This window comes from Syntrophales bacterium (assembly GCA_030655775.1).
GTDB lineage: Bacteria > Desulfobacterota > Syntrophia > Syntrophales > JADFWA01 > JAUSPI01.
The window spans coordinates 14,349-31,677 of record JAUSPI010000074.1 but is presented as its reverse complement, the minus strand read 5'-3'; the positions used below and the strand labels follow the sequence as shown (position 1 = coordinate 31,677).

Below are 17,329 nucleotides of genomic sequence, written 5' to 3'. Positions count from 1 at the left end.
CACTCTCAGCCTCCTTAATTTTATTCAAGCTATTACTCCCTTATCCTGGCGAGAAAAACGCTCTATGCAGGGTCTGTGGCCTCATGGCGCACCTTATAGCGCGACTTGCTGTTTGCGCTTGGGCTTATGTCGAATATCCAGCTTCCGTATCATTTCTTGACTGAAATTCCAAAGTGTGCTAAAACTTAAAATTCAGTAAATAAAAAGCAGTAGGGAGTAGTGGTATGTTTAGAGTAGGAGATTTGGCGGTTTACCCGGCACAAGGTGTGGGGGTGATAAAAGCTATAGAAAAGAAAGAAATCATGGGGAATAATCAGCTTTTTTATATTATGAAGATACTGGGAAACAGTATGACGATCATGATTCCCACAGACGGTGCAGAATCTGTTGGATTGAGAGAAGTTATTTCAGAAAAGGAAATCCCCAGGGTTTATGAGATTCTTAAAGACAGGGATATAATATTAGACAAACAGACTTGGAATAAAAGATACAAGGAATATCTTGCAAAAATAAAGACAGGATCGGTTTTTGAGATTGCCAGGGTACTGAGGGATCTTTTTATATTAAAGCATAGTAAAGACTTATCCTTTGGTGAGAGAAAGATGATGGATACCGCAAAGAATCTATTGATAAAAGAAATGTCGGTTGCAACTTGTGATGAAGAGACTCAAATAGAACAGAACATCAACGCTATATTTCCTATGAATTGATTGTTTGCCACTGCGGCAGAAGTACTTTTGTCTGCAGTCCTTCATGGATACTTTTTCTCTTAAACAAAGACTTCGCCCCTGCTTTCCATAATAAGGGAGCCGAACAAGAGCCCGGTTACCACCACAAGATATAAGGGGGGGATGTGACTACAATCCTTATAGACTTTAATAATCATAAATTATTATATAAAGGAGGTGATTCAACTGATTATAAGATTTCTTTTAATTTTAGTATGTTCTGTAAGTGGTTTTTTTATCGCTCGTGGGCATTACGGGTTTCCGCAATCATTGATAGGTTTATTATTTGGATTTTTAGTTTCTATAATTGTTATACAAATAGAGCAGGTGATAAGGAAGGTATCAATCAGAAGTATAGCTGGTGGTGTTGTTGGGACGATCATTGGTCTTTCGATTGCTTCCCTCATTGCCTATAGTTTGAGATTTTGGGCTAATCAGGAACAGGAAATTGTAACGTGGATATATGTCGCGTTGACCTGTATTCTTGGATATCTTGGCCTGGTGATTGGATCGAAAAAGAGTGAGGAAATCAGTTTTACGGTGTTCGGGTCCTTTAAGAAGGGGTTAAAGAGTAGCAATGATTACAGGATCCTTGATACGAGTGTTATCATTGATGGCAGGGTAGCTGATATCTGCGACACGGGTTTTATAGAAGGCGATTTAATCGTCCCTCAGTTTATACTGGATGAGTTGCAGCACATTGCGGATTCTTCTGATTCGATGAAGCGTTCACGTGGCAGAAGGGGACTGGATGTCTTGAACCGGATGCAAAAAAGCGTCAATATTAACATTGAAGTTGTGGATCAGGATTTTCCAAAAATAAAGGAAGTTGATTCAAAGCTTGTTGCCCTGGCAAAGAAGATGAATGGTAAGCTTATAACGAACGATTTTAACCTTAACAAAGTTGCCGAATTACAGGGTATCAAAATTTTGAATGTGAATGAACTTGCCAATGCATTGAAACCCGTTGTGTTGCCCGGTGAAGTTGTGTCGGTTAAGATCATTAAGGAAGGGAAGGAACCAGGGCAAGGAGTTGCCTATCTTGATGATGGTACAATGGTTGTTGTTGATCATGCTAATAAATATTTGGGTGAGAATGTTGAGGCATTGGTAACGAGCGTACTTCAGACAACGGCAGGCAGAATGATATTTTCTGAACTTAAGGAAGTTGTTCCTGAAAAGAAAGTGTACAGGGCGAATTCTCGTCACTGAGGTGGGACGAAGAGTGCCCCCGCGAATCGATCAGTTGAAGTGATTGTGTGACCGGGAGCGCACCCGCAAGCCCCGCCTTGTAGGCGGGGTAAGGGGCGCAATATAAAACAAACATATTCCTTACCGGGAAGCCCCGCCCTGTGGGCGGGGAGCTTCACTTAGGAGTGTAGTTTTGTTAGTCTGAGTTCATTTCAGAAATTCACAATACATTGAAACAAGTTCAGGATGAAGCAAGCAGCGGTACAGCAAGGATTTCAAGTCGCAACATGAGGCTACTGCAAAATCTGAGTTAGGGCCCGGGATGCTCTGAGAGCCCCGGGCCTTTTATATTGAGGTGTTAGTAATCGGCTATTAATTTTAGCATGAACAGGAGATTAGAGTCTTTATTCTCAACAACTGCGTTTTTTGCGCAGATGTTGGTACCAGTTCAAGCAGCAAGATTTAGTTAAGAGTGTAAAGTGAACTAAAGTGAGCTAAAGTGCCTAAAGTTAAAAAATGCGCTTTCAGCGCAGCCTGTTTCGAATTTGACCGCGCCGAAGGCGTGTACATTAACTTTAGCTCACTTTAGGCACTTCAAACTTTAGGCACTTTTGGGGTTGCGGCTTTGCTGCTTTAGGCAAAAGACTGTTTTGCTCTCAGAATAATATTTTTAAAACTCCATGCAGCTTTTGGTAGTTGTGCAGAACTTTTGTGTGTAAGGTGTATCAATGAAGACCGTTGCGATTATACCTGCCGGTGGGTTGGGAAGAAGGATGGGGCATGATCTCTCCAAGCAATATTTGGTGCTTGATGACGTCCCGGTATTAGTCCATACTTTGAGTAAATTTGAACGAGCATCGATTATTGATGATGTAATATTGGTGGTTCCTGAGGATTATGTGGAATATTCCAAGAGGGAGATCGTTGAGAAATACGACCTCTCAAAGGTGGGAAGTGTCCTGGCAGGGGGAAAGGAAAGGCAGGATTCCGTTAAGAGGGGTCTTGATACAGTCGATGATAATACTGATATTGTCGTAATTCATGATGGTGTCAGGCCGTTTGTTTCGGAGGAGTTGATAAGCGTTTCTGTTACCGCGGCGCTGGAGCATAGTGCGGTGGCACTCGGTGTTCCCGTTACGGATACAGTCAAATCCGTTGACGGTGACGGATTCATTGAAAGGACGGTTGACAGAAAAAGCCTGTGGTCGGCTCAGACCCCGCAAACCTTCAGGAGGGAGATTATTAAAAAGGCCTACGAAAAGGCCTATGATGATAATTTTTATGGGACGGATGATGCCTCACTTGTAGAACGTATCGGCATTAATGTCAGAATGATAATGGGGTCTTATGATAATATAAAGATCACGACTCCGGAGGATCTTGTCGTAGGGGAAGAAATAATAAAGAGAGTTCAGAGTTAAAAGTTCAGAGTTCAAAGTTTCCAACCCGGAACTCTGAACTCGGAACTCAAATACAAGGAATGATCTATGAGAGTTGGTTTTGGATATGACAGTCACAGGTTTGTTGAAGGTAGAAACCTTGTTCTCGGTGGCACGGAGATACCGCATGAGGAAGGGCTCCTTGGTCATTCTGACGCAGATGTTCTCTTGCATGCTATATGTGATGCGATACTCGGTTCGATAGCTGAGGGAGATATAGGAAGACATTTCCCCGATAAAGATCCTGCATATAAAGGCGTATCCAGCCTTAAACTTCTCATGGAGGTTCAGAATATCGCGGATAAAAAAGGTTTTTATGTGAACAATATTGATTCAACGGTAGTTCTGGAGAAACCGAAGTTGAGAGAATATATCCATGAAATGACCGTGAACATTGCCACTGTGCTCAACATACCGGTAAACATGGTAAATATAAAGGCCACCACGAATGAAGGGATGGGCTTTATTGGCCGCGGTGAGGGGGTTGCCGCATTTGCTGTCGCTCTGGTAAAGGAAAAGAAGGGATAAGCCATCAGCAGTTGGTGATTGCCCATTGTTAAGATAAAGAAAATCTGTTTTAAACTTGGGCTTTTTTACTGAATACTGCGAGAGCTTTGCATAATACCAACATTGTCATTGCGAGCGAAGCGAAGCAATCTCATAACATATTGATAATTCATAAGATTGCCGCGTCGCTAAAGCTCCTCGCAATGACCAGAATTGCAGTTTTGCAAAGCTCTCAACTGCATACTGCATACTGAATGCTCAATACTTATAACAGGTCAACAAAAATGTCTGAGAAACCACGAGTAAGATTTGCACCCTCTCCTACCGGGGATCTTCATGTAGGAAATGCCAGAACCGCCCTTTTCAATTGGCTCTTCGCCAGACATTATGGGGGAGATTTTATCGTCCGGATTGAGGATACCGATAGGGCAAGGACGTCAGAAAGATTTGAAAAAGGGATTCTTCAGGACTTGAGATGGCTTTCTATTGACTGGGACGAGGGACCTGAAAAAAATGGTGAATTTGGCCCGTATCACCAGTTTGAAAGGCTTGATATATATGACCATTACCTGAAAAAACTTATAGAAGAAGATAGGGTATATCGCTGTTACTGTACCGATGATGAACTTGAAGCAGAGAGGAAAGCCCTTCTTTCGAAGCGGATGATGCCGCGGTATATGGGAAGATGTAAAAATCTCTCTGACAAGGAAAAGAGAAGGCTTGAAGGTGAGGGGAGAAGGTCGGCCTTTCGCTTCAAGGTTGGAGAAGGCATCGTTGAGTTTAGCGATTTGATCCGTAGTGGTATGAAATTTGATTGTGATTCGATGGGAGATTTTATCGTAGTGCGTTCCAACGGTGTTCCAGCCTATAACTTTGCTGTTGTTATCGATGACCATCTCATGGAAATAACACATGTAATCAGAGGAGAGGATCACCTTTCTAATACCCCCCTTCAACTGCTTATCTATAAAGCGCTCGGTTTTAAGCCCCCCCTATTCGCGCACCATTCACTTATTTTAGGAAAAGACCGCTCAAAGCTGAGCAAGCGGCATGGCGCCGTTTCGGTTAAGGCTTTCAGGGATAAGGGTATTTTGCCCGATGCTTTTTTGAATTACCTTTCAATTCTTGGAAGTTCCTTTGCCGGGGTAAGGGAAATCTGCACCATTGATGAAATTATCAACGTTTTTTCTCTGGAAAAGGCTGGTAGAAGCGGAGCAATTTTTGATGAGGATAAACTGATATGGCTGAACAAAGCATACATAAGAAAATGTAATACTGAGAGACTGACTGAGCTATTGACCCCTTTTATTGAGGATGCGGGATATGATTGTGATACTATGGATCGCCGGTGGCTTCATTCCCTAGTGGAGGCTATAAAGGGCAACCTCGGTACACTTTCCGAAGCCGGAGAATATATTGATGTATTTTTTGATGAGAAGTATGAAATTCTGGAAGATGCCGCATCAATCCTTAAGGAGGGGTACGCCTCGACGGTTGTAAAATCCCTTCATGAAGCGTTGATGTCAGAAGATTGTACGGAAGATAATTTATACAGATGTATTGTCGATGCTGTCAGTAATAAAACGGGATTAAAGGGACAAAGGTTATTCATGCCTATACGAGCGGCAATAACCGGTAAGACCTGGGGTCCTGAACTCGACAGGCTTTTTGCCATACTTGGTAAAGAATCCCTTCTAAAAAGGGTTAAGGATGCCGCCGCCATCTAAAAACAAAACCACATTTTCAAAGCTTTCAACAAATAACAAACCAATATAATGAAAAGCTGATGGATGCCCCCTTTTCTCTCTTTTCCTTTTCTTTCTTGACCTTAATGTCCCTGGTGAGATATTATAAAAACCGTTTTTTAATGTTTTCAATAATAAGGATGAGGAGACCCAATGAAATTTATAGATGAAATAGATATAAAGGGGAAAAGAGTACTCTTCAGGTTCGATTTTAATGTTCCTCTGGATAGTGATTTAAACATTGTTGATGATACGAGGATAAGGGCTGTACTCCCCACTATCAATTATGCACTGGATGAGCATGCAAAGGTAATCATTATGTCTCATCTTGGGAGGCCAGAAGGTGAAGTTATTAAAAGGTTGAGCCTTGCTCCCGTGAGAAAAAGGCTGTCACGCCTGCTTGGTAAGCCGGTACAGATGGCCGATGATTGCATAGGCGACAACGTTAAAAGCATGATTGGTGAAATGGAACAGGGAGACATTCTTCTTCTTGAGAATTTAAGATTTCATCCGGGTGAAACCTCAAACTCTGATGTATTCGCGCGAGAGCTGGCAAGTTATGCGGATGTGTATATAGATGATGCCTTTGGAAATGCTCACCGGAGCCATGCATCAAATGTTGGTATTACCAGATTTGCCAGGGAGAGCGGGGCGGGTTTTCTCATGAAAAAGGAGCTTAGCTATTTTAGCAAAGCATTGGAAAATCCGGCGAGACCCCTTGTTGCCATAGTTGGTGGTTCGAAGGTGTCAGGCAAATGTGAAGCAGTTATTAATCTTATTAAAAAAGTGGATAAGATGATTATTGGCGGCGGTATGGCTTTTACCTTCCTTAAGGCAACTGGATGTGAGGTCGGCAAATCCATCGTAGAAGACGGTCTATTGGATAAAGCCACAGAGATTATAAAAACTGCCAGAGAATATGGTGTAAAATTTTATCTTCCCGTTGATTGTGTTATTGCTGAGGGAATGAGAGACGATGCTGAAACGAAGATTGTTACGGTGCAGGAAATCAATGCTAACTGGATAGGTCTTGATATAGGGCCTGCCACCATTACACTCTTTACCGAAGCATTAAGTAATGCAAAGACCATTATATGGAATGGGCCGATGGGTGTTTTTGAGATAGATGCTTTCAGCAGAGGGACATCCGCGCTGGCTCATAGCGTTGCAAGTTCTCATGCCCTTACTATTGTGGGTGGCGGAGATACGGATGTCGCGATTCACAGGGCAGGCGAAAGCGACAAGATTTCTTATATATCGACTGGTGGCGGGGCTTTCCTCGAACTCATGGAAGGAAAAGAGCTTCCGGCGGTTGCTGCCCTCAAGAAAGGGAATAGAGCAGGAAAGAAATAGATCCAGGCAGACAGCTGCCAACTTCTGTTCCTTTCCTGTCTGTCAGGCTCACATTGCAGGGCTGAAGCCCGCTACTGCCCTAATTCGACACTCAGAATTGTTGTATGATCGCTGAACGTTTATTGGTACGGGATGAGGAATCTCAAGATTATCGTAGAATATGATGGTACCGGTTACCACGGGTGGCAGCGGCAGCGTGGTGACATAACCATACAGCAAACAATTGAGGAAAAGGTTGGTGTTATTACTCAGGAAAAAATAAAGTTGATCGGTTCAGGCAGAACGGATGCCGGTGTTCATGCTATTGGACAGGTTGCAAATTTTAAGACAAAATCAAAGATTGCTGAAAGAAACCTTCTAAAAGGGATAAACAGCCTTCTTCCGGAAGACGTTGTTATTAAAAGCCTGGTGGAGGTAGATGAACGATTTCACGCAAGATATGATGCAAAGAGCAAGGTTTACCTTTATCAAATATTCAACAGTCCTGTTCCATCGGCTTTATACCGGAACTATTCATGGGTTGTACATTCTCCACTCGATATAGATAATATGAAAACTGCTGCCAGTCAGCTTATCGGGTCTCACGATTTTTCATCCTTCTGTGCCGCTAATAACGATACTTCGGATTATATAAGAAAAGTTGTAAATGTAAGCATTAATCAGGGGAAGGATGGTATAATAAGATTTTTCATAGAGGCCAATGGCTTCTTGAGATATATGGTGAGAAACATTTTGGGTACGCTGGTTGATGTGGGAAGAGGCAAGTTTTCACCGGCTAAATTCCTCGATATAATGAAGGCTAAGGATAGGAACATGGCGGGTATTACCGCACCGCCGCAGGGACTATTTTTAAAAGAAGTCAAATACTAAAGCGGCAAAGCCTCAATCCCCAAAGTGTCTAAAGTTTGAAGTGCCTAAAGTGAGCTAAAGTTAATGTGTGCGCCTTAGGCGCAGTTGATCTTGAAACAGGTTGCGCTGAAAGCGCATTCCTTAACTTTAGGCACTTTAGCTCACTTTACACTTTTAACTAAATTTTGTTGTTAAAAGCAGTTGTTGTGGATAAAGGCTCTAATGAAGGTTTTGGTGCTGGGACATAAAGGTATGCTCGGAAGCGACCTTATCTCCATACTGGGCGTTTCTCATGATGTGACGGGCAAGGATATTGAGGACTTTGACATTTCTTCTGCCCGGGATTGCAGGGGTATTATTTTAGAGTCCGGAGCAGATATTGTCGTGAATGCTGCTGCATACACAGATGTGGATGGCTGTGAATCAAACAGAGAGGAATGCTTTTCCGTAAATGCAGAGGGTGTAAAAAATGTTGCTCTGACATGTAAAGACCGGGGCATAAAAAATGTTCATTTCAGTACAGATTATGTCTTTGATGGAGAAAAGGGGAGTCCTTACATAGAAGGAGATGTATGCAACCCTCTCAGCGTATATGGTGAATCCAAGCTGAAAGGTGAATTGTACCTCAGGAACATCCTGGATAATTATATCCTTCTGAGAACCGCCTGGCTTTACGGGAAAAATGGAAATAATTTTGTAAGGACGATACTGGAAAAGACGAGAAGCGTGAACAAGCTGGAAGTAGTAGACGATCAGGTAGGCTCCCCGACCTATACCATGGATCTGGCCTCCGCAGTAAAGGCGTTAATTGAGGGCAATTATTCAGGTATCTTCCATGTGACTAACAGCGGAGAAGGCAGTTGGTATCAGTTTGCCGTAAAAATACTTGAATATGCCGGTATAACTGACATTAAAGTCGAACCGATAAAATCTGACGGTCTTGTGAGAAAGGCTGTCAGGCCTCGATATTCTGTTCTGAGCTGTAGAAAGTTCTTTAATGAAACAAAGGTGCCGCTGAGATCATGGCAGACGGCATTGAGTGATTATATTAGTAAAGAAGTGTAAAGTGAACTAAAGTGAGCTAAAGTGCCTAAAGTTAAGGAATGCGCTTTCAGCGCAGCCTGTTTCGGAATTGACCGCGCCGAAGGCGTGTACATTAACTTTAGCTCACTTTAGGCACTTCAAACTTTAGGCACTTAAACAATGAAGGTTCATCCTCTCAAAAATTCCGGCTTTGCCAGAACCTATGTAGTCGTTGGCCGACATGGTTTAATGGCAGTAGATGTGGGTAGTATCGGGAGTGCGGAAAATGTCGTAGAGTATGTTACAGGTACGCTCGGCAGGGACATGAAAGACATGCTGTATATTGTCTCAACACATTTTCACATAGATCATATCGGGGGGATAGGTTATCTCATTGACAGGTGTTCCCCGACTACAAAGATACTGTTCAATTACATCGTAGAAGACTATTTGAGAGGAGAGAGGAAAATATCCCTTATAAAGAACTGGTTTGTTGGTCTTGTGCCGGCATCCCTGGCGAGTACTCGATACATGAGGAGGTTTTCCCACCTGATGTTTGGAAGTCTTGCCGGCATTCCACTTCCATTTCTGAGGAATATAGTTAATCTTCCCTGCGAACAGGACAAAATCGGGTACTTCGGACGTGAAGGCGACAGAACATTCAGACTCGGTTTTGATGAATGGGAAGTTTTGGCAACGCCAGGGCATACAGAGGATTCCGTATCTTTTTATAATGGGGAATCCGGTGAGCTTATCTGCGGTGATCTTATCATAAACATGAAAGAAAATGGCCGCGGAACATTGAACCGATTTCACTGGAGCAAAGAAATAATGCTAAATTCTTATAATCATCTCTGTGAAACAATTGAACCGGTAATCATCTATCCAGGTCATGGAGAAATCATCAAAGGTGACAAAAATGTACTACTCGGCGTTGAAGCATTTTAGAAAGTTGGAGAGCTTTGCAAAATATCCATATTGTCATTGCGGTGAGCCTTTAGCCCCGAGCGTAGCGAAGGGGGCAAGCGAAGCAATCTCGCAAGATGTTGATAATCCACGAGATTGCCGCGGCACTTCGTGCCTCACAATGACCGGAAACACAATTTTGCAAAAGTCTCGGTCTATCTGCTTGATTTTAATATTGTCTCTGCTCATCCTCATCCAGGGCTGTATGGTAGCCACTAAGGATACCTTGATAGTTTCCCAGATTACCACCCCCTTTAAAGGAACCTATAAAGTTGATCCGTATCTGGAAAAGCACAAGCCTCGCAGTGTAGCGGTACTCCCATTCATTGACCAATCCAAAAGTAAAAAGGGTACTGAAGTTGTACGGAGGGGTTTTTACAATCACTTCAGTTCCATTCCTTATAAGGACGTGGAACTGTACCGTGTTGACCGCCTGTTGAGGAAGGCCGGACTTACAGATCCGGAAATTATCAGTAAAACGTCACCACAGGAGTTGGGGAAAATCCTTAATGTGGATGCGGTGATTTTGGGTGACATTTCTGATTTTGACAAGCTTTTTGCAGTGGTATATTCACAGGTATCTGTCGGTGCGGATATTAAGATGTACGATACGAAAACAGGACACTTTCTCTGGAGCGGTCAGCATGTGGCCCGTATACACGAAGGTGGTATTTCTGTGACACCTATAGGTCTTATTGCCACTGTAATTGCTACAGCCATGAATGTGAGGGATATTCAGCTTCTGCGTGCGTGCGATGACCTCTTCAGGGATATGGTGAAGACTATACCGGCTCCGACCATTGCTGAGGCGCTTCGTCCCCCTGATATTACATTACTTACCCAGGATACCAGAGGCCTTCCAAAGAAGGCCGGTGACGAGATCCGGGTTGTTATCAAGGGTACTCCCGGCATGCAGGCCTCTTTCGATATTGGAGGCTATAAGAAGGGTATTGACATGGCGGAGATTGAGCCCGGCGGTTATCTTGGAACCTACAAGGTCGTGCCGGGGGATAACGTGACAAACGCCATTATTACCGGTTATCTGACAGATGATTCCGGAAATACAGCCCACTGGATTGATGCCATAGGTGCTGTAACGATGGACACCACGCCGCCAGTGAAGCCCCAAAACCTGACAAGCGTGGGTCGGAATAATTTCGTCCTGCTGAAATGGGACAAAAACACCGACTCTGACCTGGCAGGATATCTTGTTTATCGCAGTTCTACACCGCTCTCCGGGTTCAAAGAGGTGGCCAAAACAGAGTTCAGCCACCATCGGGATTCAGAACTTGTTAATTATCAGAAGTATTATTATAAGGTTTCCGCCCTGGACAGGGCAGGAAACGAGAGTGAAAAAACCGATGCTATTGTCGGTATGCCCGTGGCGCCGGGGCCGACTCCGGTGTCTGGTTCCATCGAAGTTGATACAATATGGTACTCCGGTGCCAGTCCCTATGTCATCGAAGACACAGTTATCGTCAAGGATAAAACACTTCTGACCATTGAGCCGGGGACTGAGATACAATCAAAGGGAGGTGCTTTGGTTATTGAAGGGCGTCTTAAGGCTGTGGGGGATGATAAACATCTCATTACCTTTGGCGGGGTAGAGGGAGGAACCTGGGAAGGCATAACCTTCAACAATACAAAAGAAAAGGAAAATCTGATCCGGTTTTCCCGTATTAAAAATGCAAAATCAGGAATAACCTGTAAATCATCCTCACCAAGCATTGAGGCCTGTGAACTGACGGCCAACATGACAGGAATCAGTGTTATTGGTGCATTTTCCAAACCGGATCTGGTCAAAAACACGATACACAAAAATGCAAAAACAGGGATCTTTGCGGCAGACGGGGCACGGCCGAATATTGTTGAAAACAAAATCAGCGGTAATGCGGGAGGCGGAATCGCAGTTCAGAGCGCCTCACCCGCAGTTAAGCATAACTGGATTATTCAAAATGATGGTTCGGGAATTACGGTTCAGAACAGTCAACTGTCGATAACTGAGAACAATATTTATGACAACAAGCCCTTTGATATGGTGGGTTCCATGTCGGGAGAGGCGGTTTCTGCCTGTGACAACTGGTGGGGGAGTTCTAACTGCCTTGATATTCTGAAAAGGATTAGAGGGAAGATCAACATCGGGTCAGTCTTGAATAGCGCCTGGCCGGAGGGCAAATCGATCAAACTTCCCATTTTAGCATCGGCCCTGGGCGGATCTATGAAATCGGATGGATTTCTTATTCTCTCCAACAGTCCTTACAGGATTGTAAAAGATGTCGTAGTCGATGAAGGTGCCACACTTTACATTGAACCGGGTGTTGTAATTAAATTTGACCAGAATACCTCGATAATAGTGCAAGATGGCGGTGTGGTTGCGAGAGGCACAAGTGAAAGTCCGATTTTGTTCACGTCATCGGGAGCAACTCCTTCAGGCGGTGATTATCTGAATGCGGTACGTTTTGAGAAAAAGACAAAGGTAAACAGCTTCTTTAAGTATTGTATTGTTGAATATGCCACCACCGCGTTCGATGTTTACTACGGTGTCCCGGAAATCTCCTATTGTCACATAGCCAACAGTGCGCAGAATGGTGTGTACTGTCGAAACGATGCGGCGCCAAAGATATTTTACAATACTATTGGCGGTAATCTGGGGGAGGGCGGTATAAAATGTGTCGGGATGTCCAGACCGAAGATCAATTACAACAATTTTGCAAATAATATAGTGGCTATACAGGTTTTTTCGACTATACAGATTGATGCGCGTCACAACTGGTGGGGCAATAGTCCGCCTGATAAGAACGTTATCTGGGGAGATAATATCAACATTAAGCCCTGGCTTGAGACTCCCGAGAAAAAGGCATTCTCCGGCAAGTAGCGGAAAGGGGGTCAGGTCTTGCTTTTTGCCATCATGTCGTACCTCTTGGGGGTCAGGATATACACTGAGGTATGATGGCAAAAAGCAAGACCTGACCCCCAGAGTATGGAGTATAATTATGGACAGAAGATTATTCCTGAATTTGCTGGGAAAGGGAGTACTCGCTTCTTCAGCTCTTGGCATTTTCCCATCTCTGGTATGGGGGAAGACGTCGTTCGATTATGCCCTTGAAGGCCAGAACCTTATCCAGAGCGGCAATTATGACGGGGCGCTGAAAGTTTTGAAGGAGGCCGTGCGTCTTGATCCTCAAAGTGACTGGACCTTTGGACTTCTGGGTCGTGCGTACCGTGGTCTTGGCCGTAAGGCGGAGGCAGTGGATGCATTCAGACAGGCAGTTAGGCTGAATCCGGAGGATGTATATTCACGGATGATGATAGAGATCATGACCCAAAAGCCGATTCCAAAGCTGAAGAAGGTAAAAAAGCCTCTGACTCCTCTGGAAAGAAACGCCCTGGAGGAAGAAAAACGAATGCTGAGCCGGCTCCAGTCGGATGAAGGACTCGAATATCAGGTTAAGCGTGTGGTTATAGACGCGGGTCATGGCGGCTTTGACTCGGGGGCTGTGGGATTGAACGGTTTGAAGGAAAAGGATGTAAATCTTGACCTGGCAAAAAAGCTTCATCAAAGGTTGCAGAGTGGGGGGGAGGTTAAAGCTTTCCTGACACGCACCGAAGATTACTATGTTCCACTTAGTGATCGTACCGTTATTGCCAATCAGTATCAGGCTGACCTTTTTATCAGTATCCATATTAATGCTAATAAAAACCGTGAGGCCCATGGATCGGAAACGTATTTTTGTGCCGAAAAGGCTTCCAGCAAAGAGGCGGCCAGGGTTGCCGCGCTTGAAAATGCAGTTTTAAAATACGACAAACCATTCAAAAAACGTCCCGGATATATTGATATTGAAGAGATATTATTTCAGTTTGAGCGTAAGCTCTACTGGAGTGAGAGTGGAAAATTTGCCGGCGGATTTCAGGATCGCTTTAAACAGGGCCTTCCTCTTAAAAGCCGTGGTGTCCATAGCGCCAATTTCTATGTCCTTCGCACGGCGAAGATGCCGTCGATACTTTTGGAAACGGGGTTTATATCAAATTCTAATGAAGAATCGATGCTCAAACAGCCTGCATTTCGGGAGAAGATTGTTGATGCGATTATGAGGGGGCTGGCATGAGAAATAAAACAGGAGTCAGGAGTCAGAAATCAGGAGTCAGGAAGAAATATATTATCTTTGCCGTTTTGCTATTTTTTTTCAGCGGCGGTGCCGCTCTGGCGGTCGATGTCAATGACCTTATCTTCCAGGGGGCTGATTTTCACTATAAGGGAAAGCTCGATGAGGCTATCGGAAAATTCCAGGCAGCCGTCCGGATCGATTCCGGAAATGAATACGCCCATAACCAGCTGGGAATACTCTATGCAAAGAAGGAACGTTTTGGTGATGCCTTTCAGGAATTTTCCAGAGTTGTTCAGATAGATCGCCGGAACACTTTTGCCCTTTTGTGGCTCGGAATACTCCACCTCAGACAGAACGACTTGAATAATGCCTTTGAAAAGTTTCAGGAGATTGTAAAGATTGATCCTGACAATGCAGATGCCTACTATTACCTGGGAGCGATCTATAATTTCAGACATAATCAGGCGAAGGCTATCGAATATCTGAAAAAAGCCCGTGATGCCGATTCGGGAGAAGCTGATACCCACTATCGTCTGGGAAAGGCCTTCCATAATGTTGATATGGTTTATAATGCCCTTCTTGAATACGACAGGGCACTGGAACTAAAGCCATCCTATACCGCGGCTATAAACGAGGCAGGCTGGATATATTACAATCAGGGGAGTTATGAGGAGGCTATCGGGGAGTGGAAAAAGACCCTCAGGATTAATCCCGGGGACGGGGATGCAATATTTAACCTTGCCAAGGCATACAACGATCTGGCGTGGAAAGCGCTTGCGGCGGGAAACAGAAAAGAAGCGGTTACATACTGGAAGAAAACACTGGGAGTAAATCCCAGCAATAAGGCAGCGAAGTATAATCTGGAAAAATACGGAAAATAGAAGATGACAAAGAAAAAACATCATGATTGTATAGTTTCCTAATATTTTTTAACCTTTAGAAAGTGACGACAAATATAGAGAATTCTTGACAAATACTTTTGAGCAAGTATTGTAATTGCCGTATTCATTGAAGCTGTAGCAAATAAGATTAACCCTTTTATCACAAAGAAAGAGGGAATCATGGGCAGATTATAAACAAACCCCGTTTCTCAAATGGAGAGATGGGTTTTTTTGTTTATACGAAACAAAAAAAGGGCGCTGTCCCTATTTTTCTATTTTTTGAACTATAATTTTATGTGGTGCACTTTGAAGTTGAATTCCCCAAGCAGGGCGTAGGTGGTCGATACGACATTTTACGCGTGACGTGACACTGGGGAAAAGGAGTTCTTTACATGACCATTTTCAGCTTGCGCTATCGAACTTTGATATTTCATCTTGCCATTCTTGTTTTTTTCGCTGGTTGCGCGAATGGTAATCAATGCAAGATAGACGACCTGGTTTATTCTGAGAGTCCAATTATCGGTTTCGTGTGGAACACGCAGGGCGGCGGCGACATGCGATTTGCCGTTGAAAGAGAAGGAAAACACTACAAAATTATAGTTGAAAGACACGACTTCCACACAATCAACAGGGTTATTATCCTGACCAATGAAAATGACGAAGCGTATCGCCTTGTTGATGATATATTTGAAAAACGGATTGATCTTTACAATTATGTGTCTGTTCCGAAAGGCGTAACCGGGACATGGACAGAAATTACCTTGATATATACGGATCGCCGGGAGACAGCTATAGACAGGATTGACGCAGTGGGAGATTTGAACATTTTGTATCAGTTCGTTCACAATGCTGTCCAGGCGTTATAAGTGCGATTTTTGATACAAACTTTCAACAGGTAAATGAAGGTGAACGGGAAAGGATTTCCCGATCAACAAAGGAAGGAGATTTTCATGGATAAGATATTGCGTCAAGCTGCAACGTTTGTCTTTGTATTGGTTATTTTGATGTGGGTCTTTACCCCGACTCTGACATATGCACGTACCGTAAATATCAAAGGCCTGGATACCTATATCAAAAAAACCATGAAAGACTGGCAGGTTCCCGGTCTGGGCATAGCCCTCGTCAAGAACGACAAGGTTGTGTTCATGCAGGGATATGGAATACGTAAACTTGGTGAAACCAGGAGGGTAGACGAGAATACAATTTTCCCCATCGGTTCCGCTTCCAAGGCTTTTACCTCGACGGCCATCGGCCTTCTGGTACAAGACAAGAAACTCTCCTGGGATGACCGGGTCGTCGACCATTTACAGGGCTTTCAGATGTACGATCCGTGGGTGACCCGTGAGATCACCGTGCGCGACCTCCTCTGTAACCGGGGTGGCCTGTCCGCAGTGAGCGATCTTCTATGGTATGCCACCGACTATGACCGGGATGAGATTGTCCGAAGGCTCCGCTATATCGAACCGGAATCAAGTTTTCGGTCCCAGTATGCTTACCGGAACTGCATGTTTCTTACGGCCGGGCAGATAATTCCTGCCGTGACCGACATGAGCTGGGACGTCTTCCTAAAAGAACGTATTTTTAAACCCCTGGGCATGAACCGGAGCTTCACCAGCGTGCAGGATTTACAAAAAATTGACAATGTGGCCACACCTCATCTGAAAATGAACGGCAAGGTTACACCCGTACCCTTTCGAAACATTGACAATGTCGGCCCTGCCGGGTCCGTCAATGCCAGCATCGAAGACATGGCCCGGTGGCTTCGCTTCCATCTCGCAGATGGTATGTACGACGGCAAAAGGATTGCCGATGGAGACGTCATTCGGGAAACCCATAAACCTCATACACCCATCTCACTCTCCCGTGAGATCAAGAGCGCCTTCCCTTGGGCACGGCGATTCGATTATTGCCTGAGCTGGGTTTTGGTCGATTACGATGGAGAACTTTGTGTGTACCACAACGGCGAGATCGATGGAATTTACGCTGTCATCGGGTTTATCCCTGAAAAGCAGGTGGGAGTTGTTGTCCTGACGAACTACGAAAACCAGAAGCTCTCTGATGTGCTGTTCCTTCGGGCTATGGATGTGTTGCTTGAACGGACACCGAAGGATTGGAACGACATTTATCTGAAAAACCAGAAAAAGCAAGAAGCGACAATAACAAAAGCCCAAAAAGCATTGGAGGCATCCCGTGTTCGGGAAACAAAGCCGTCACTTGCCCTTGTCTCCTATACCGGCACTTATGAGAACGATATATTAGGAAAAATCAAGGTCATCCTTGAAAACAACAACCTCGTCATGTATCGAAGTTCCATACTTGTCAGCGATCTGACGCACTGGCACTACGATACTTTCCGTGCCGTCTGTCGCGATCGGGCTGTAGAAACGAGAATGGGTCAGACCTTCATTACCTTTAGGCTTAATAGCCAGGGTGGGGTGTCCGAAGTGAATATGGGTGATATGCTGAACTTCAAACGCTTGCCTGATTCGAAAACTGCTGTAGTGAAGTAATGCGGCACTATTGGGATAAAAACACAAAAAT

At 44.2% G+C, this 17,329-nt stretch carries 14 protein-coding genes; all 14 read left to right on the top strand.

What is annotated here, in order from left to right; translation table 11 throughout:
* Positions 1-224: 224 nt before the first annotated feature.
* The 14 genes from Q7J27_03945 (at position 225) to Q7J27_03880 (ending at position 17,298) form a co-directional block, all read left to right on the top strand.
* Entirely contained in the window at positions 225-710 is a 486-nt protein-coding gene (locus Q7J27_03945; GenBank protein ID MDO9528293.1) for a CarD family transcriptional regulator, read from the top strand.
* A 345-nt stretch (positions 711-1,055) separates the two neighbouring features.
* Positions 1,056-1,940 carry a TRAM domain-containing protein gene (locus Q7J27_03940; GenBank protein MDO9528292.1) on the top strand — a complete coding sequence of 295 codons (885 nt, stop codon included), beginning with the start codon at positions 1,056-1,058 and terminating at the stop codon, positions 1,938-1,940.
* A gap of 707 nt (positions 1,941-2,647) precedes the next feature.
* Positions 2,648-3,340: a 2-C-methyl-D-erythritol 4-phosphate cytidylyltransferase gene (gene ispD, locus Q7J27_03935; protein ID MDO9528291.1), complete on the top strand. Its 693-nt coding sequence runs from the start codon at positions 2,648-2,650 to the stop codon at positions 3,338-3,340.
* Positions 3,341-3,406: 66 nt separating this feature from the next.
* The gene (ispF, locus tag Q7J27_03930; GenBank protein MDO9528290.1) at positions 3,407-3,886 is read left to right on the top strand and encodes a 2-C-methyl-D-erythritol 2,4-cyclodiphosphate synthase; all 480 of its coding nucleotides are present in this window, start codon (positions 3,407-3,409) and stop codon (positions 3,884-3,886) included.
* A 263-nt stretch (positions 3,887-4,149) separates the two neighbouring features.
* Complete coding sequence (gltX, locus tag Q7J27_03925; GenBank protein MDO9528289.1) at positions 4,150-5,592, top strand: glutamate--tRNA ligase; 1,443 nt, start codon at positions 4,150-4,152, stop codon at positions 5,590-5,592.
* A gap of 171 nt (positions 5,593-5,763) precedes the next feature.
* The gene (locus tag Q7J27_03920) at positions 5,764-6,963 is read left to right on the top strand and encodes a phosphoglycerate kinase (protein MDO9528288.1); all 1,200 of its coding nucleotides are present in this window, start codon (positions 5,764-5,766) and stop codon (positions 6,961-6,963) included.
* A 132-nt stretch (positions 6,964-7,095) separates the two neighbouring features.
* Positions 7,096-7,833, top strand: coding sequence for a tRNA pseudouridine(38-40) synthase TruA (gene truA / locus Q7J27_03915; GenBank protein ID MDO9528287.1), 738 nt, complete (start codon positions 7,096-7,098; stop codon positions 7,831-7,833).
* Positions 7,834-8,034: 201 nt separating this feature from the next.
* Positions 8,035-8,877, top strand: coding sequence for a dTDP-4-dehydrorhamnose reductase (gene rfbD / locus Q7J27_03910; GenBank protein ID MDO9528286.1), 843 nt, complete (start codon positions 8,035-8,037; stop codon positions 8,875-8,877).
* Between the two features lie 138 nt (positions 8,878-9,015).
* Complete coding sequence (locus Q7J27_03905; protein MDO9528285.1) at positions 9,016-9,783, top strand: MBL fold metallo-hydrolase; 768 nt, start codon at positions 9,016-9,018, stop codon at positions 9,781-9,783.
* Complete coding sequence (locus Q7J27_03900; GenBank protein MDO9528284.1) at positions 9,728-12,676, top strand: DUF799 family lipoprotein; 2,949 nt, start codon at positions 9,728-9,730, stop codon at positions 12,674-12,676. Before Q7J27_03905 ends, Q7J27_03900 begins: the two co-directional genes overlap by 56 nt.
* A gap of 118 nt (positions 12,677-12,794) precedes the next feature.
* Complete coding sequence (locus tag Q7J27_03895) at positions 12,795-13,907, top strand: N-acetylmuramoyl-L-alanine amidase (GenBank protein MDO9528283.1); 1,113 nt, start codon at positions 12,795-12,797, stop codon at positions 13,905-13,907.
* Positions 13,904-14,788: a tetratricopeptide repeat protein gene (locus tag Q7J27_03890; protein MDO9528282.1), complete on the top strand. Its 885-nt coding sequence runs from the start codon at positions 13,904-13,906 to the stop codon at positions 14,786-14,788. Before Q7J27_03895 ends, Q7J27_03890 begins: the two co-directional genes overlap by 4 nt.
* Positions 14,789-15,180: 392 nt before the next feature.
* Positions 15,181-15,654 carry a hypothetical protein gene (locus Q7J27_03885; protein ID MDO9528281.1) on the top strand — a complete coding sequence of 158 codons (474 nt, stop codon included), beginning with the start codon at positions 15,181-15,183 and terminating at the stop codon, positions 15,652-15,654.
* 84 nt (positions 15,655-15,738) lie between these two features.
* Positions 15,739-17,298, top strand: a complete 1,560-nt coding sequence (locus Q7J27_03880; GenBank protein MDO9528280.1) for a serine hydrolase — start codon at positions 15,739-15,741, stop codon at positions 17,296-17,298.
* Positions 17,299-17,329 lie beyond the last annotated feature (31 nt).